Source organism: Mesorhizobium montanum, from assembly GCF_033977145.1.
Classification (GTDB): domain Bacteria; phylum Pseudomonadota; class Alphaproteobacteria; order Rhizobiales; family Rhizobiaceae; genus Mesorhizobium; species Mesorhizobium montanum.
Genome location: NZ_JAVIJF010000007.1, coordinates 83,386 through 99,553 on the forward strand (window position 1 = coordinate 83,386; position 16,168 = coordinate 99,553).

Sequence of the window (16,168 nt, forward strand, 5' to 3'; positions counted from 1 at the left end):
CCGCGTCGAAATCTTATCACAGGCAGTTGGTCGTTTCCGCCTTGCCTCCGCCACAAATTCGGCGAGTGTGGCAGCCGCGCGCTTGCCATGCCATGACAGAGCGCCAGGGGGACAATCTTTCGGATCACCGGCGGAAACATGCGAGCCGTTCTTGCCATTCTGCCGCTGCTTTTCCTGTCGGGCTGCGCCAATCCCTGGACGAAGGTTCCGGAAGCACAGCTGCCGAAGCCGGTCCGCTATTCCATGTCGCGGCCCTCGCCTTTCGTCATCGGCAATTATTGCGGCCCGGGCACGCGCACCGGCAATCTGTCGGCAAGGCCGGTCGACCGTCTCGATGCCGCCTGCCAGGTCCACGACGCGTGCTACATTGCCCGGCGCAATCATTGCGACTGCGACGGCGCGCTCGTCGCCTCCGCGAGGAAGATTCGCGACGACAGGACGGCACCGCGCAAAATGCGCAGCGAGGCCGAATTGCTGATCGCCACCTTCGCGCTTCCCGTCTGTAGGATCTTTCCGCAAGGCTTCCTGCCGCCGCGCGACCCTGCCGAGCTCAAGGCCATGAACGGTGCGGCCGGATGAGCGTCGGGTCCGCCGTCGGCAAAGCGTTGTTTGGACTGGTGCTGGTGGCGCTGGCCGGTTGCGCCGGCATGCCGGGACATTCGGCCTGCGCCTTCTTTCCGGGTGACGATGCCTGCGGCCGCCTGCCCGTCTCGGCCGACAGCAGCGGCGCTGAGATCGCCACGGCGCACTATTTCGCGAGCGACAGCGCTTATGAGAAGCAGTTCCAGGCGCTGCTCGCCCAAAGCCGCATCGATGCGCTCGACCGCGCCAACGGCACCGGCCGCTTCGGCCGCGACTGGCGCGATGTCCATGACAGCGGCTTCCACGCAACCTATCAGGCGCTGCAGAAGCTGGCGAAACCGCTCGACGACACTGAGCTTGCGCCGACGCAAGGCAGACCGGGCGAAGGCCGTTTCACCGGGCATTGGCGCATGTCGCGGCAGACCCTTTATCTCGATGCCGCCGCGCGGCCCTCGGCGCCCAAGACCTTCAGCTTCTCCGGTCTGCAGGCGCGCTCGGTCGAGATCGTGTTGCGACAAGCAGGGCAACAGCCTGTCGACGTCGGCGGCACCTGTGACGGCCCGCTCGCGATCCGCGCCTCGGGCAGATCCACCACCGTCGCCACGGCCTCGCCATTCCATCTCAGCCTGCCGGCCGCCGAAACCTCGGTCAGCCTGTTTCCCGACGAGGCGCTCAGCCGCTGCGATTTGCGCATCGGTTCGACCCTGGCGCCGGCCGGCGCGCCGCTGACCTTGCTGCGCGAAGAGATTGCCGACCCCTGGATCGCGAGGCTCGACAGCCGCTACGACCGCTGCCCGGTGCCCGATCCGGCGGGGCTAGAGGAACTCGACCGCGTCTTCTACGCCGGCCGCTGGCTGTCGCAGACCTGTGCGCTGCCGCTCGGGTCACCGACCCTGCTGCGCAAGTCGCGCGACGGTTTCAACGCCAAGGTCGAAGCCCTGCTCGGCGAGACGCTGCCGGACGGCGCCTTCGACAAGGCCGACCCCGAGCTGCGGCTCGATTTCTCCAACGCCCCGAAGCTCAGGCTGATCTATCTGTCGTCGCTGGAGTTCAAGGCGGATTTCTCCGGCCGCATCATGGAGCGGCTGATCCGCCATCACGCGGCACAGGGCACCAAAGTGCGTATCCTGGTGACCGACGTCCTGGAGCGGGAGAAGGACGACGCCATGCTGCACCGGCTGGCATCCGAGTTCCCCAATGTCGAATTGCAGGAATATCGCTGGCAGGCCGATCACGGCGCGCCATTCGACGAGCAGATCTCACAGCTGCACAAGACCCACCACATCAAGATGCTGGCGACGCTGGCCGAGGAGCCTGGCCGCTCGCGCGTCATCATCGGCGGCCGCAACATCCATGACGGTTTTCTCTTCCACAAGCCGGTCGACCTGACCCACTATCCGGACCTGGAACAATACGGCAAGACCGACGGCTTCTCGCTGAACTACTATTCCAACTGGAGCGACTTCGACATCGAGATCGCCGACCAGGCGACCGTCGAGACGCTGGCCGCGCATCTGTCCACCATTTGGCTGCGCGACGCCGACACCAACCTGTCGCGGCCGTTTTCCATTCCCGCGCGGTCGGTCGGCGGCCCTCCGCACGGCGTCGCGCGGCATTTCATTTCCGTGCCTTACGAGGACGGACATGCGCTGGAGGCCTATTTCGTCGAGCTGATCGACACCGCCGAGCACCATATCCAGATCGTCAATCCCTACCTCAACCTGACACCCGATATTGCGCGGGCCTTCGACCGGGCGCTGGCCAGGGGCGTGAAGATCGACGTCGTCGGCCGCATCGATCTCAAGGGCGATATCGGCGGCCGGTTCCTCACCGCGCTCAACAAGCTGTTCGTGGAAAGATACGGCGACCGCATCGACATCCGCGAGTTCAAGGCGCCGGATGTCGTGCTGCATTCCAAGATCATGATGATCGACGAAAAGCTGGTCGCCATCTCCTCGGTCAACCTCAACAACCGCAGCTTCTTCCATGACTCGGAGAACGGCATGGTCGTGCTCGACCCGGCCTTCTATCGCCGCATGAAGCCGGTCTATGACGATTACCTCGCCCATTCGCGCCCGGTCGCCACCAATGTCACGATCGGCTGGGCCTACCGGCTGCTGTTCAGCGACACCGTGATTCGGCAGGCGTTCTGACGCGATTCCGCTGAAAGCGCTGAACCGCTTAGGCAGGTTTCAAGTACCGCTCCGGGCTGATATCCCGCGCGTTGATCTCCGGCACCCGGTTCGACATGATGTCGGCCAGCACCTTGGCCGAGCCGCAGGCCATGGTCCAGCCGAGCGTGCCGTGGCCCGTATTGAGGTAAAGATTGGCAACCTCGCTTAGCCCGATCAAGGGCGGTCCGTCCGGCGTCATTGGCCGCAGGCCGCACCAGAAGCTCGCCGCCTTGAGATCGCCGCCGCCGGGGAAGAGATCGCCGACCGAATGCTCGAGCGTGCGGCGGCGCGATTCGTGCAGGCGAAGATCATAGCCTGAAATCTCCGCGGTGCCGCCGACGCGGATGCGGTCGCCGAGCCTGGTGATCGCCACCTTGTAGGTCTCGTCCATGACGGTCGACACCGGCGCCGCATCGGCATTGCCGACCGGCACGGTGATCGAATACCCCTTGACCGGATAGACCGGAATTGGCCGCCCCAACTCGCGCATGAATTGCGCCGAATAGCTCCCCATCGCCATCACGAAGGCGTCGGCGGATTTCCATCCGCTATCCGTAAGCACATTGGTCAGTCGATTGCGGTTCCTGACGATGCGCCGGATGGTCGAGCCGTATTCGAAGGTCACGCCGCGCGCCACGCAGAGTTCGGCGAGCCTGTCGGTGAACATCTTGCAGTCGCCGGTCTCGTCGCCGGGAAGCCTGAGGCCGCCGACGAATTTTTCGCGCACCGCCGCAAGAGCCGGCTCGGCCGCGATGCAGCCGTCACGGTCGAGGATTTCGTAAGGCACGCCGTATTTCTTCAGCACCTCGACGTCGCCGCCGGTACCGTCGAGCTGCTTCTGTTTGCGAAAGAGCTGCAGCGTGCCCTTGGTCCGTTCGTCGTAAGTGATGCCGGTCGCCTCGCGCAGCGCCTTCAGCGTGTCGCGGCTGTATTCGGCAAGCGGCACCATGCGCGACTTGTTGAGCGCATAGCGCTCGGCCGTGCAGTTGCGCAGCATCTTGATGAGCCATGTCCACATATTCGGGTCGAAGGCAGGCCGCACGACGAGCGGGCCGTATTTCATCAACAGCCATTTGACGGCTTTGACCGGGATGCCGGGCCCGGCCCAGGGCGAGGCATAGCCCGGCGATACTTCGCCGGCATTGGCGAAGCTGGTTTCGAGCGCCGGCCCGGGCTGGCGATCGTATACGGTCACTTCGTGGCCGGCCTCGGCGAGGAAGTAGGCGGTGGTGACCCCGATCACGCCGCCGCCCAGTACCAGGACTTTCATTTAATGCTCCCTCAAAGGCCGACCATGCCGCGGAAGGCATGGACATCCTGTCTGCCGGATTTTGCAGCACCCGCCAAGTGGTGCCTTACCCGCCGATGTAGCTGCGGTGAAAGCGCGCGCCCAGGCTGGTCAATATCTCGTAGCCGATGGTGCCGGCGTGGCCGGCTGCGTCGTCGACGCTTTGCGACGGACCGATGAGCTCGACGAGGTCGCCTTCGCTGAGCCTGCCGGCCGCAAGCGCCGAAATGTCGAGGATGATCGAGTCCATCGACACGCGCCCGATGAAAGGCAACCGCACGCCCTCGAACCAGGCGGCCGAAGCGGCGCGCCGGTGCCAGCCGTCGCCATAGCCCAGCGAGATGGTCGCCAGTCTAAGCACCTCGTCCGCATGGTGGGTGTGGCCATAGCCGATGCCGGCGCCGGCGCTGACCTGCCGCGTCTGCGCCACCTTGGCTTCGAGCCGTATCACCGGCAGCATCGGGTTGGGTTCGTTGGGCGTCGGATTGACGCCGTGCAATGCGGCTCCCGGGCGGGCCAGGTCATAGTGATAGGCCGGTCCGAGAAAGATGCCGGACGAGTTGGCTAAAGAGGCGGGTGCTGCGGGCAGCATCTTGCGCAGCCGTTCGAATTCGCCCCGTTGCGCCTCGTTCGCCGCCTGCTGCGGCTCGTCGGCGCGGGCGAGGTGGCTCATCACGAAGCGGATGTCGATGCCATCGAAGGCGCCCGCCTCGCCCACGACCGCCTCGACTTCCGCCGGCGCCATGCCGAGCCTGGCCATGCCGCTGTCGACCTGGATGGCGGCAGGCAGGCTCCGGCCCATGCCGCGCGCGGTCTCGGCCCATGCCTTCAACTGCATGGCACTGTTGATGACCGGACAAAGTCCGGCCGCCACGGCTTCCGGTTCCGAGCCGGGCGGCAAACCGTTCAGCACGAAGATGTCCGGCCCTGGGCCGATCACCTTGCGCAGCGCGACGCCCTCGCCGGGCAGCGCGACGAAGAAGATGTCGCAGCCCTCTTTCGCGAGTGCTGCCGCCACCTGAGCGGCGCCAAGCCCATAGCCGTCGGCCTTGAGCACGCCGGCGCAGCGGACGCCATTTAGCCGCGTCTTCAGCCGGCGGTAGTTTTCCCGGATGGCGCCGAGGTCGATCGTCAGGATCGCGCCGGCGGCCGCCTTACTCACTGTCGGACCGCCGCTTGCATCATGTGCCGGAAACCCGCGTCCGGTGTCGTCGTTCATGGCGACCCCTGCTCATTGCATCGGCAATCAATACGTCCATGGAGCCGCCGCGACAACCGGGACGGTAGTCATCAGCGAGCCAGGTGCTGGAACGCCGCGACAACCTGCTCGTAGACCGTGCGCTTGAACGGCACGATCAGCTCCGGCAGATCCCGCATCGGCCGCCAGGCCCATTGATCGAACTCGGCCTTGTGGCCGCCTGGCGGCGGATTGATCTCGATCTCGCTTTCGTCGCCCTCGAAGCGGTAGGCGAACCATTTCTGCGTCTGGCCGCGATAACGGCCCTTGAAGGCGACCCCGACCAGATGCGGCGGCAGGTCGTAGTTGATCCAGTGCGGCGCCTCGGCAACCAGCGACACGCTGCGCATGCCGGTTTCCTCGTAGAGCTCGCGCCCGGCGGCCTCGATCGGCTCTTCGCCTTTGTCGATACCGCCCTGCGGCATCTGCCAAAGCTGCGTCGTGCCGGCAAACTCGCTGTCCGGTTCGGCGATGCGGTGCCCGACCCAGACCAGGCCTTTCTTGTTGAGGATCATCAGCCCGACGCAGGGACGATAAGGCAGCGTTTCAGGATCGATCTTCTTGACCATTGGTCAGCTTTCCAGCCGTCTTTGAGAATGGATTTCGGGCGAGGCGGGTAGGGTTATCCCTTTTGCGGATCGATGGCCACCGCCGAGATCGGCACGATCTCGATGCCGCGCTTCTTCGCCTCGGCAATCCACGATGTCACCGTGTCGACGGTGATGTCGAAGGCCGAACCGATGCCGACAGCGCTGCCCTTGGCCCGTGCCGTCGCTTCCAGGCTGTCCAGCTTCTTCAGGATTTCGCCGCGATCCTGCACGGCATCGATCGCCATGTCGCCGGCGACGAACGGCACGCCGTCTTTCAGCGCAAGGTCGGGCGCCAGGCTCCGCACGGACGAACCATCGTCGATATAGGCAAGCCCCCGCTTGCCGAGCTCGGCCATGAACGGTTCCATCACCGATGGGTCGGCCGAGAAGCGCGCGCCCATATAGTTCATGACCCCGGTATAGTTGGTCGTGCGTGACAACGCCCAGTGCAGGCTCTTCAGGTTCTCGTCCGGGCTGGCCGAGACCGTCAACGTGTTGCGGCCGGGATTGACGTTCGGATAATCGAACGGCTCGAGCGGCACTTGCATGACGATCTCATGCCCGCTCTGCCGTGCCGCCTGCATCCAGCGGCCGATGCTGTTGCCTTGCGGCGCGAACGCCAGCGTCACTTCGGCCGGCAGCCTGGCGATCGCCGCTTGCGTGCCGGTCTGCGAGACGGCGAGCCCGCCGATGACGATCGCCACGCGCGCGCCGCGCGCGCCCGACCACGGCCGCGCATAGACGTCGAACGGCCGCCTTCCATCGGCGGAGCGCATCGGCAGCGGACCGGTGTCGCTGGCCTCGACCAGCGCCCTGTCAGGGATGTGGGCGACCTTGAGGTTCTGGCCGAGCGTCGACGGATCGCGAATGACGATCGCCGCTTTCGGCGGGCCGTCGCCTTCCTCGGTCTGGACGTGGATGATCTGCGGGCCGCCGCTCTTCATCGGCGTTCCGGCCTGCGGCGCGGCCGCTGCAACCGGGGTCGGCGCGGGCGCCGGTGCGGGCGCTGAGGGAGCGGCCGTGACCTTCGGCGTCGAAACGGCCACTTCCTCCGGCTTCCGGAACGGTTTCTCACGCAACGCAATGGCACCGGAGACGCCGATCACGGCAAGCACCGCCAGCACGGCGACAAGCGAGCCGGTGCCGATGCCGCGCGGGGCAGGCCGCTTGGGCTGGAGCGACTGTCCAAGCGGGCGTTCGATGTCCTTGCGGGTGTCAGCCAAGTTGTGTTCCCAGCACGCCACTTAAGTGAATGTCACGTTCTATGTGAATCTTGCGCAAACTTCGCAGTCGCTGGCGCTATATCCCCAGATGCGTGGCGCGCCCTAGACGACGCCGTCCCCGAATCAAACTGCCGGAACCTCACGGTCCCGGCAGCATTGCATTGCTTCTGTCAGCCGGCCAGAGGTCCGGCCGTACCGCCTTTACTGGTTCAGCACGGCCTTGTCCGGGTTCGGCGGGAACGACGGGTCGGTCTTTTCGCCGCGCAGCAGCTGCTCGGCATAGATCAGCTGCAGATCGTCCTTCGGATCCGGCGGCACATAGGCAGCCGAGCCCGAGCCGGTTTTGCTCTCGTCGGCGCCCTTGATGTGGCCCTTGAGGTCGGATTCGCCGCGGGTCAGGTCACGGCCCTGCAGGTCCGGCGGCAGCGGCTGGTCGACCTTGATGTCGGGCGTGATGCCCTTGCCCTGGATCGACTTGCCGGACGGCGTGTAATAGAGCGCCGTGGTCAGCCTGAGCGCGCCGTTCTCGCCGAGCGGGATGATGGTCTGCACCGAGCCCTTGCCGAAGGACTGCGTGCCGACCACCGTGACGCGGCGCAGGTCCTGCAGCGCGCCGGCGACGATCTCGGACGCGCTGGCCGAACCGCCATTGACCAGCACGATCATCGGCTTGCCGTTGATGTCGTCGACCTGCTTCGGCTTGGCGTCGAAGCGGGTGACGTCCTTCGGGTCGCGGCCGCGGGTCGAAACGATCTCGCCGCGCTTGAGGAAGGCGTCCGACACGCTCACCGCCTGGTCGAGCAGGCCGCCCGGATTGAGGCGCAGATCGAGGACGTAGCCCTTCAGCTTGTCGTTCGGCACCTGCTTCTTGATGGTCTCGATGGCGTTCTCGAGATCGTCATAGGTCTTTTCGGTGAAGGAGGTGATCTTCATGTAGCCGATGTCGTTCTCGACCCGGTACTTCACCGCCTTGACCTTGATGATGTCGCGCACCACCGTCACCTCGATCGGCTTGTCGGCGCCCTGGCGCAGGATGGTGAGCTTGATCGGCGTGTTGACCGGCCCGCGCATCTTCTCGACCGCGTCGTTGAGGGTGAGGCCACGCACCTCTTCGCCGTCGATCTTGGCGATGTAGTCGCCGGCTAGCACGCCCGCCTTGGCGGCCGGAGTGTCGTCGATCGGCGTGATCACCTTGACGAGATCGTTCTCCATGGTGACCTCGATGCCGAGGCCGCCGAACTCGCCCTTGGTCTGCACGCGCATGTCCTGCGCCTGCTCGGCATTCATGTAGGAGGAGTGCGGGTCAAGCGATGCCAGCATGCCGTTGATGGCGTTCTCGACTAGCGACTTGTCGTCCGGCGGCGTCACATAATTGGCGCGCACGCGCTCGAAGATGTCGCCGAAGATCGCCAACTGCTTGTAGGTTTCCGAACCCGCAGCGTTCGCCGCCGAACCCGGTGCGCCGTAGACCAGGCTCATTGCCGATGCGCCCATCAGTGCGCCGGCAAAAAGAAGCGACAGTTTCCGCATCATTTCACGTCCTTCCAGAAAATCGATCCGCCCACCATGGGGCCGGATCGACGGGTTTTCCATCCTTGCGGAACTCGACATAGAGTTCCGACGTCGAATTTTCATTCCGCGAAGCCGAGGTGCTTGCCACCCGGGCCTCTCCCATCGCGCCGATCGGCTCTCCTGCGAGCACCGACTGTCCGGTCGCGACGCTGATTCTGCTCATCCCCGCCAGGACGACATGATACCCGTCACCCGCATTGAGGATCAAGAGTTGACCATAGGAGCGAAACGGCCCCGCATAAAGCACGTTTCCATCCGCCGGCGCGGTGACGATGGCTCCCGATTGTGTCGCAACCATGTCGCCCTGCATCGCCGCGCCATTGCCGTCGTCGGTGCCGAAACGCCGTTTGATCCTGCCGATGACCGGCAGCGCGATCTGACCTTGCAATGCCGAAAACGGAGCCGACCCCGTGAGACGATTGGCCTCCGGCACCGGCGGCGCGGCCAGCTCGGTCGTCGAGGCCGTGGTGTCGCTGTCGGTCGATTTCCGCTCGCCCGCCTTGGCCTGGTCCTGCGCCTTGCGCGCCTTGTCGGCTTCGAGCGAGGCGATCAGGTCCTTGAGGCTGCTCGCCTTCGCCGCCAGTTGCTGCGATCGCTGCTGCTCGGCCGCGATCGCCGTTTGGGTATCGGCCTGCAGCTTTTTCTTGGCCTCGAGCAGCATGGTGAGCCGCTTCTTCTCCGCCGTCTGGTCCGTGACGGCGGTGGTAAGCCTGGCCCGTTCGGCCTCGATCGAGGCCGTCACCCGGGTCTGCTCCTTGAGATCGGCCATCAGCCGATCGGTCTGCTGGCGCAGTTCCGGCACCACCGCGCCAAGCAGGATGGCGCTGCGCACCGAAGACAGCGCATCCTCGGGCTTGACGAGGATCGCCGGCGGCGGATTGAGCCCCATGCGCTGCAGCGCGCCGAGCACTTCGGCCAGCACGTCGCGCCGCGCCATGAGCGAGGCACGCAGCTTCTTTTCCTCGGCTTTCAGTCCTTCAAGCTTGGCGCCGATGTCCTCGATGTCCTGGCCGAGCTTCTGTTCCGTCATCGCCGACTGGATGAGCGCGGCGGTGATCGAGGCATAATCCTTGCGGACCGAGGCGATGTCGGCGGCAAGCTTGGCCAGCCGCTCCGACGACAGCGTGATTTCCCTGGAAACCTGCTCGTATTCGGCGCGGCTCTGGTCGGGATCGGGCGCGAGGTCGAGCGAGTTTTCGGCCGCCCGGACCGGACCGAGCACGACCACGGCGGCGACAAGGGTCAAACCGCAACGGCTGCGCCAGGCGCGCATTCTCGAATTCCAGCCTTCAGACATCAGGCCTAGACTCTATCCGCCGCTTCGTTAACGAACCATCAACCATGTTGGAAGCGCCGCTCGGAGCAATTCCGTCCGGAATTGCGTGAAGAAGACAACAATGACCGTGATGTCGCGCCATTGAGGCGGAAATCCGGACAGCTACGTGTCTCCTAGTTCCCCGACACAGGGATTTTGGTTGCCGTTTGTCTAGGTGTAAGGTTTTTCCGTTCATTCCGTGAAATCAGCGCAAACGCCGGGATTGGTCGAAGCCGCCCCAACGTCGTCATTCTATGGCGGAGCAAGGAGCGAAGCGACGCGGCGCAGACCATAGAATGACGATCGCGATTGGCGTTTCGGCCAATCTCCAAGGCATGCCACCTGCTAACGCAAACAGAGCCGACCGGTCAAAATCCCTGTGCAGTGCCAATAAATTAGAGGCTTCGGCCTTGATTGCGCTGAATAACATCCTGGGCCGATGCGGCGCGGAATTCGCTCTCTTCAGCTCTAAGACCCGGCTCAAGCTGGCTTTTCAGCCGGTTCCACGCTTCGTGGCGGGTCTGCAAATCGCGGCGGATCAGTTGACTGCGGACTCGGACATGAAAGCTATTATCTGCCGCCATAGACCCATCCTCTGCTTTCGCCAAAATTGTGAAAAGCGTCGCAAATATTGTCAACATCTGCCACAGCTGGCCAAGGATTATTCCTGGCAACCGCCCTCGTGCAGGCGCCTCATCACGAACGATGGTAAGGATGCCCCGCCAGGATCGTGGCGATCCGGTAGAGCTGCTCGCCCAGCATCACACGCACCAGCTGGTGCGGCCAGGTCAGCGCGCCGAACGACAGCACCAGGTCTGCCTGCTCGCGTAAGGGTTTGTCATGACCGTCGGCGCCGCCGATGGCGACGACCAGCGCCTTGCGGCCGCTGTCGCGCAACTGGCCGATGCGGGCGGCCAGATCCTCCGAGGAGAGCGGCTTGCCGCGTTCGTCGAGCAGGACGAGAACGGTGCCGGACTGCAACTGCGCCTGCAGCTTGTGGGCTTCCTCGCGGCGGCGCTCATCGGCGCTCTGTCCGCGGCTCTCGGGGATTTCGACAATGCCGGCAAACTCCAGCCCGACCGCGGGCCCGCTCTTGGCGAAGCGCTCGAAATAGCGGTCGGCGAGTTCTCTCTCGGGGCCGGTCTTCATCCGGCCCACGGCATGAACGGTGATCTTCATCCTCGCCCCGGCGAGCTTGTCCTAACGCATACCGTGACGTTTCACGGCACGCCGATCAAGGCTCAGTGCAAGGTCTCTTCCTCGAGATCCGGCGCCTGCCACATCTTTTCGAGATTGTAGAATTCGCGGACTTCGGGGCGGAAGACGTGGACGATGATGTCGCCCGAATCGATCAGGACCCAGTCGGCGCCGGCCAGCCCCTCGACGCGCGCCGTGCCGAGGCCGGCATCCTTCAGCGCCTTGAGGAGGTGATCGGCGACAGCCGAGACATGACGGTGCGATCGGCCCGAGGCGATGACCATATAGTCGCCGAGGCTCGATTTTCCCTGGATGTCGATTGAGACGATGTTTTCGGCCTTGGAGTCTTCCAGACTGGCAAGGACTGTGTCGATGGCGAGGGACGCGGCGTCGTTTACGCTGATCCCCGCCGGCGAAGGCATGACGTCAGCCTTCTTCCGCAGTGCTGTTCTCAGTGTGTTTCCTTTCCCAACAAGAACAACCAAATCACCAGGCAAATCAGGTGACACCACTTAGATAGGCAGAGTTCCATTGCAGTTTCAAGACGCGGCCCCTCGCCCGTCGGTGCAGGCGGCCTGTGGAAGGGCCGCAAAAGGCGGGAACTGATCTCCGGCGCATAGGTTATCGGCACGCCGACCAACGGGATTCCCGCCATGCCTACCGACCCGCAAAGCGCATTTCTGACCATCCAGGCCGGACTTGCGCAACTCAGCACCTTGATCGTTTCCTATTCCTTCTCGGCCATCGGCGCCATCATCCTCCTGATTGTCGGCTATTTCGTCGCCGGGCTGGCCGAGCGCTCGATCTTCGCCGGCCTCGGCCATGTCCACGGCTTCGACGCGACCTTGCGTCACTTCTTCTCCAAGATCGTCCGCTACGCCATCCTGATCCTGGTCACCATCATGGTGCTCGGCCAGTTCGGGGTGCAGACCGCCTCCATCATCGCCGCTATCGGCGCCATCGGTCTCGCCATCGGACTGGCGCTGCAGGGCACGCTGCAGAACATCGCCGCCGGCATCATGCTTCTGGCGCTCAGGCCCTTCCGCATCGGCGAATATGTCGAGGTCGGCTCGATTGCCGGCACGATCGAGGAGATCGGCTTGTTTGCCACCAAGCTGCGCTCCCTCGACGGCGTCTATGTGCTGGCGCCCAATTCGACGCTGTGGAACCAACCGGTGCGCAACTTCACCCGCAACGGCGTGCGGCGTACCGACATCACCTTGAGCATCGGCTCGTGGAACGATATCGACCGCGCGCAAAAGACGCTGCTGGTCATCGCCGGTGCCGAAAAGCGCATCAAGCGCGAGCCGGCGCCGATCGCTTTCGTCGCCACTCTCGGCGACACCACGGTTTCGCTCACCTTGCGCTACTGGACTTCCGCCGCCGATTATTTCTCGACCCAGATCGATATGACCAAGCGCGCCAAGCAGGCTTTTGACAGCGAGGGCATCTCGATCCCGCTGCCGCCGCCGGAAGTGCCCGCGCCTGAGGCACGCAGGCAGTAAACCTGACCGGTTCTTCATCTGGCGGCTGTCGTCTCGTCCGGCGCGAAGGCGAGTTCCACGGGCAGAGGCGTCTGCGCGCTCATCGGCGCGAAGCTGCCGCTTGTTGGAGCTGGAGTCGGTCGCCGCGCCATGACGCGCCACAGCACGAACAGACAGAAGGCCGAAGCGATGAGGATGCCGACATAGATGAAGGTCGCGGTGCCGAAGACGGCGGAAAGCGCAGTGACGATGCCCGGCACGATGAAACCGGCCAGCGACCAGGCAAACAGCATAGAGCTCGACAGCGCCAGCATCTCATCCTTGGCGGCGCGGTCGGCGGCATGCGCGCTGGAGAGCGCGTAGATCGATTCCGACGCGCCGTCCCAGATCAGGTAGACCACCACCAGAATCATCAGCGCACCGCCGTCGAAGACGATGGCGAGCACGCTGGCAACCGTCGCGAGGGCTGCCGCGCCCGCCAGCACATAGCGCCGGTCGGTGCGGTCCGAGATCCAGCCGAGCGGGATCTGCAGGATCAGCGTGCCGACCGGCATGGCCGACAAAAGCAGCGCCACATCCGCCTGGCTGTAGCCCTTGGCGGTGGCGTGGATCGGCGCGAAGCCGGAAACGATCATCGACAGGCCGCCGACGGCCAGCATGCCGGCGACGCCGACCGGCGAGATCCGCCAGGCCCGGCGGAGCGCGACCGAAGCGGCCTGCGGCGCGGGCGGCTGAGCAAGCCGCGTCATGCCGACCGGCAAAATCGACAACGCGGTGAAGGCGATGCCGATCAGCGATGCGGCCGACGTATGGATGTCTACGACGGCGAGCGTCGCGTAACCGACGCCCAGCCCGGCGATATAGGCGACGTAGAACACCGCCATCACCCGGCCGCGTATCGAATTCGGCAGGGCATCGTTCAGCCAGCTCTGCGCGACGATGAACAGGCCGCAAATGGCAAAGCCGTAAAGCGCGCGTGCCGCGATCCATAGCAGCGGGATCGTCCCTGCGCCGATTGCCACGTTGGACAGCGCGATCAGCGCCGAAAGCACCATGAAGGCGCGCGCATGTCCGACCCGCTTGACGAGCGGCCCGGTCAGGATGCAGCCGGCCAGTCCACCGGCCGAAAGCCCGGTGACGATCAACCCGGCCCAGGTGGGATCGAAGCCGTCGGCGCCGAGGCGCACCGGGATATAGGCGAACATCAGCCCGTTGCCGATCGCAATCAGTGCCATCGACACGATGACGCTGGCAATGGCAATCAGCGGCGCCGATTGCGCGGCGCGGCCCGGATCGGTCACTGCTTGATTCTGCTTCAGCATGCTCGCAGCTTGGCTTGCCGGCCGGCCAAAAGCCGCCTCAAAAGCGACATGGCGCGCCTTACCTTCCCCCCTTGTGGGGGAAGGTGGATCGGCGCGCCAGCGCCGAGACGGATGAGGGGTGATCCAGCGGAGTGAGACGTTGGCGTTCCCTGGAACACCCCTCATCCGGCAGCTTCGCAGCCACCTTCTCCCACAAGAGGCGCTCAGCTCGTCGCCGCCTTGCGGATCGCCGTGGACGACAGCGAGGAGCGCGGGCCGTGGATGAAGGTCCAGGCTGGCGCTTGCATGCGGGCAAGCAGCGGAGCGTCGCCCTCGTCGATGCGGGCATAGTCGAAGGTCTTGGCGACTACCGAAGACAGGAAGGAGAGCGTGGCGCCCGGGCGATCGATGACCGCGATCGGGAAGGTCAGCACGATCTCGCGCCAGCGCTGCCAGCGATGGAAGTCGCGTAAGCTGTCCGCACCCATGATCCACACGAAATCGACGCCCGGGTTGCGCGCCTTGACCAGCGCCAGCGTGTCGGCGGTGTAGCGCACGTGCCGCGCCGCCTCGAAGGCGGTGACCTTGATCCTGGGATTCCTGGCGATCTTTTCGGACCGCTCGATCCGCTCGGCGAGCGGCGCCAGTTCCCGCACGCTTTTCAGCGGATTGCCGGGCGTCACCATCCACCACAGCTGGTCGAGCGCGAGCCGTCTGAGCGCAATCTCGGCAACCAGCGCATGACCGCCATGCGGTGGATTGAACGAGCCGCCGAACAAGCCGACGGTCAGGCCCTTGGCGGCATACGGCATGCGGAGATAGCGGGCGGGGACGGCAGGCTCGAGCTGGGAAAGCATGGTGCTAGGCGCCCCCCTCTGTGGGCAAAAAACGTCAAGGCCTCACCTGTCCCGATCCGCGCACGCGGTATTTGAACGAGGTGAGCTGCTCGACGCCGACCGGTCCGCGCGCATGCATCTTGCCGGTGGCGATGCCGATCTCGGCGCCCATGCCGAATTCGCCGCCATCGGCGAACTGCGTCGAGGCGTTGTGCAGGAGGATCGCCGAATCGATCTCGTTGAAGAAGCGCTCGACCGCCCTCGCGTCCTCGGCGATGATCGCCTCGGTGTGGTGCGAGGAAAACGTCTCGACATGCTCGATCGCGCCGGCGACGCCGTCGACCAGCCTCACCGCGATGATGGCGTCGAGATATTCCGTCACCCAGTCGGCATCGGTCGCCGGGCTGGCGTCGGCGAAAGCTTTCATCACCTCGGCGTCGGCATGGATCTCACAGCCGGCGGCGCGCAGCGCCTTCAGGATCGGCACCAGATGCGTCGAGGCGACCGCGCGGTCAACCAGCAACGTCTCGGCCGCGCCGCAGACGCCGGTGCGCCGCATCTTGGCGTTGACGGCGATGTTGACCGCCATGTCGAGCTTTGCCGAGCGGTCGACATAGAGATGGCAGATGCCTTCGAGATGCGCGAAAACCGGCACCCGCGCCTCGGTCTGCACGCGCCCGACCAGGCTCTTGCCGCCGCGCGGAATGATGACGTCGAGATTGCCGCCGAGCCCTTTCAGCATCTCGCCGACGGCGGCGCGATCGGTGGTCGGCACCAGCTGGATGGCGTCTTGCGGCAGGCTGGCCGCCTTCAGCCCTTCGATCATGCAGGCATGGATCACTGACGACGAATTGATCGAATCGGAGCCACCGCGCAGGATCACCGGATTGCCCGCCTTGAGACAAAGCGCGCCTGCGTCCGCCGTCACGTTGGGGCGGCTTTCATAGATCACGCCGATGACGCCGAGCGGCGTGCGCACGCGCTCGATATTGAGGCCGTTCGGCCGGTCCCACTCGGCAATCACGTCGCCGACCGGATCCTTGAGCGCGGCGATCTCGCTTATGCCGTCGGCCATCGCCGTGATCCGCGAGGGGTTGAGCTTCAGGCGGTCCATGAAAGAGCCAGACAAGCCGGCTTCCCTGCCATTCGACATGTCGATGGCGTTGGCTTCGAGGATGGCTTGCTCGTTGCGCAGGATGGCATCGGCCATGGCGACCAAAGCGTCGTTCTTGGCTTTTGTGGAAGCGACGGCTAACGGTCGCGCGGCGGCGCGGGCACGACGGCCGATATCGGCCATCAGCGCCACGGTGTCTTCGCCGGATTTTTCATGCAGCTTCAGCATGGTTCATCCTCCGCTCCAGAGCGTTTC

15 protein-coding genes are annotated in these 16,168 nt (G+C 64.9%); 3 read left to right on the forward strand and 12 right to left on the reverse strand.

What is annotated here, in order from left to right:
* Positions 1 to 138 precede the first annotated feature (138 nt).
* Together RFM68_RS11370 and RFM68_RS11375 are read left to right on the forward strand one after the other, a co-directional pair.
* Positions 139 to 579, forward strand: coding sequence for a phospholipase A2 family protein (locus tag RFM68_RS11370; RefSeq protein WP_320232995.1), 441 nt, complete (start codon positions 139 to 141; stop codon positions 577 to 579).
* The gene (locus RFM68_RS11375; protein WP_320232997.1) at positions 576 to 2,735 is read left to right on the forward strand and encodes a phospholipase D-like domain-containing protein; all 2,160 of its coding nucleotides are present in this window, start codon (positions 576 to 578) and stop codon (positions 2,733 to 2,735) included. Before RFM68_RS11370 ends, RFM68_RS11375 begins: the two co-directional genes overlap by 4 nt.
* Before the next feature lie 28 nt (positions 2,736 to 2,763).
* On the opposite strand, the gene RFM68_RS11380 is transcribed toward RFM68_RS11375, so the two are convergent.
* From RFM68_RS11380 to rsfS, 9 genes are all read right to left on the reverse strand, one after another.
* Positions 2,764 to 4,026 (reverse strand): D-amino acid dehydrogenase, encoded by a 1,263-nt coding sequence (locus RFM68_RS11380; RefSeq protein WP_320232999.1) that lies wholly within the window; start codon positions 4,024 to 4,026, stop codon positions 2,764 to 2,766.
* Between the two features lie 85 nt (positions 4,027 to 4,111).
* Positions 4,112 to 5,263 carry an alanine racemase gene (gene alr / locus RFM68_RS11385; RefSeq protein ID WP_320233001.1) on the reverse strand — a complete coding sequence of 384 codons (1,152 nt, stop codon included), beginning with the start codon at positions 5,261 to 5,263 and terminating at the stop codon, positions 4,112 to 4,114.
* 71 nt (positions 5,264 to 5,334) lie between these two features.
* On the reverse strand, positions 5,335 to 5,850 hold the full coding sequence (locus tag RFM68_RS11390) for an RNA pyrophosphohydrolase (RefSeq protein ID WP_320233003.1): 516 nt from the start codon (positions 5,848 to 5,850) through the stop codon (positions 5,335 to 5,337).
* A gap of 53 nt (positions 5,851 to 5,903) precedes the next feature.
* Positions 5,904 to 7,094 carry a divergent polysaccharide deacetylase family protein gene (locus RFM68_RS11395; RefSeq protein ID WP_320233005.1) on the reverse strand — a complete coding sequence of 397 codons (1,191 nt, stop codon included), beginning with the start codon at positions 7,092 to 7,094 and terminating at the stop codon, positions 5,904 to 5,906.
* Positions 7,095 to 7,295: 201 nt separating this feature from the next.
* A complete protein-coding gene (locus RFM68_RS11400; RefSeq protein WP_320233007.1) occupies positions 7,296 to 8,627 on the reverse strand; it encodes a S41 family peptidase in 1,332 nt (443 codons plus the stop codon).
* Position 8,628: 1 nt separating this feature from the next.
* Positions 8,629 to 9,963: a murein hydrolase activator EnvC family protein gene (locus RFM68_RS11405; RefSeq protein ID WP_320233008.1), complete on the reverse strand. Its 1,335-nt coding sequence runs from the start codon at positions 9,961 to 9,963 to the stop codon at positions 8,629 to 8,631.
* A 413-nt stretch (positions 9,964 to 10,376) separates the two neighbouring features.
* Positions 10,377 to 10,565 carry a transcriptional regulator gene (locus RFM68_RS11410; RefSeq protein WP_320233009.1) on the reverse strand — a complete coding sequence of 63 codons (189 nt, stop codon included), beginning with the start codon at positions 10,563 to 10,565 and terminating at the stop codon, positions 10,377 to 10,379.
* A 112-nt stretch (positions 10,566 to 10,677) separates the two neighbouring features.
* On the reverse strand, positions 10,678 to 11,160 hold the full coding sequence (gene rlmH / locus RFM68_RS11415) for a 23S rRNA (pseudouridine(1915)-N(3))-methyltransferase RlmH (RefSeq protein WP_320233011.1): 483 nt from the start codon (positions 11,158 to 11,160) through the stop codon (positions 10,678 to 10,680).
* A gap of 62 nt (positions 11,161 to 11,222) precedes the next feature.
* Positions 11,223 to 11,600 (reverse strand): ribosome silencing factor, encoded by a 378-nt coding sequence (gene rsfS, locus RFM68_RS11420; RefSeq protein WP_140832824.1) that lies wholly within the window; start codon positions 11,598 to 11,600, stop codon positions 11,223 to 11,225.
* Positions 11,601 to 11,831: 231 nt separating this feature from the next.
* Here rsfS and RFM68_RS11425 point away from each other — a divergent pair, with 231 nt between their 5' ends.
* A complete protein-coding gene (locus tag RFM68_RS11425) occupies positions 11,832 to 12,683 on the forward strand; it encodes a mechanosensitive ion channel family protein (RefSeq protein ID WP_320233014.1) in 852 nt (283 codons plus the stop codon).
* A 14-nt stretch (positions 12,684 to 12,697) separates the two neighbouring features.
* On the opposite strand, the gene RFM68_RS11430 is transcribed toward RFM68_RS11425, so the two are convergent.
* From RFM68_RS11430 to RFM68_RS11440, 3 genes are all read right to left on the reverse strand, one after another.
* Positions 12,698 to 13,984: an MFS transporter gene (locus tag RFM68_RS11430; protein WP_320233016.1), complete on the reverse strand. Its 1,287-nt coding sequence runs from the start codon at positions 13,982 to 13,984 to the stop codon at positions 12,698 to 12,700.
* Between the two features lie 203 nt (positions 13,985 to 14,187).
* The gene (locus tag RFM68_RS11435; protein ID WP_320233252.1) at positions 14,188 to 14,775 is read right to left on the reverse strand and encodes a nicotinate-nucleotide adenylyltransferase; all 588 of its coding nucleotides are present in this window, start codon (positions 14,773 to 14,775) and stop codon (positions 14,188 to 14,190) included.
* Between the two features lie 79 nt (positions 14,776 to 14,854).
* Positions 14,855 to 16,141 (reverse strand): glutamate-5-semialdehyde dehydrogenase, encoded by a 1,287-nt coding sequence (locus RFM68_RS11440; protein ID WP_320233018.1) that lies wholly within the window; start codon positions 16,139 to 16,141, stop codon positions 14,855 to 14,857.
* Between the last annotated feature and the right edge of the window lie 27 nt (positions 16,142 to 16,168).

Coding starts and splice junctions, on each gene's coding strand:
- RFM68_RS11440 (WP_320233018.1), bottom strand. CDS start 16,141: ATGCTGAAGCTGCATGAAAAATCCGGCGAAGACACCGTGGCGCTGATG.
- rsfS (WP_140832824.1), bottom strand. CDS start 11,600: ATGCCTTCGCCGGCGGGGATCAGCGTAAACGACGCCGCGTCCCTCGCC.
- RFM68_RS11430 (WP_320233016.1), bottom strand. CDS start 13,984: ATGCTGAAGCAGAATCAAGCAGTGACCGATCCGGGCCGCGCCGCGCAA.
- RFM68_RS11370 (WP_320232995.1), top strand. CDS start 139: ATGCGAGCCGTTCTTGCCATTCTGCCGCTGCTTTTCCTGTCGGGCTGC.
- RFM68_RS11405 (WP_320233008.1), bottom strand. CDS start 9,963: ATGTCTGAAGGCTGGAATTCGAGAATGCGCGCCTGGCGCAGCCGTTGC.
- RFM68_RS11390 (WP_320233003.1), bottom strand. CDS start 5,850: ATGGTCAAGAAGATCGATCCTGAAACGCTGCCTTATCGTCCCTGCGTC.
- RFM68_RS11380 (WP_320232999.1), bottom strand. CDS start 4,026: ATGAAAGTCCTGGTACTGGGCGGCGGCGTGATCGGGGTCACCACCGCC.
- rlmH (WP_320233011.1), bottom strand. CDS start 11,160: ATGAAGATCACCGTTCATGCCGTGGGCCGGATGAAGACCGGCCCCGAG.
- RFM68_RS11435 (WP_320233252.1), bottom strand. CDS start 14,775: ATGCCGTATGCCGCCAAGGGCCTGACCGTCGGCTTGTTCGGCGGCTCG.
- RFM68_RS11410 (WP_320233009.1), bottom strand. CDS start 10,565: ATGGCGGCAGATAATAGCTTTCATGTCCGAGTCCGCAGTCAACTGATC.
- RFM68_RS11400 (WP_320233007.1), bottom strand. CDS start 8,627: ATGATGCGGAAACTGTCGCTTCTTTTTGCCGGCGCACTGATGGGCGCA.
- RFM68_RS11425 (WP_320233014.1), top strand. CDS start 11,832: ATGCCTACCGACCCGCAAAGCGCATTTCTGACCATCCAGGCCGGACTT.
- RFM68_RS11375 (WP_320232997.1), top strand. CDS start 576: ATGAGCGTCGGGTCCGCCGTCGGCAAAGCGTTGTTTGGACTGGTGCTG.
- alr (WP_320233001.1), bottom strand. CDS start 5,263: ATGAACGACGACACCGGACGCGGGTTTCCGGCACATGATGCAAGCGGC.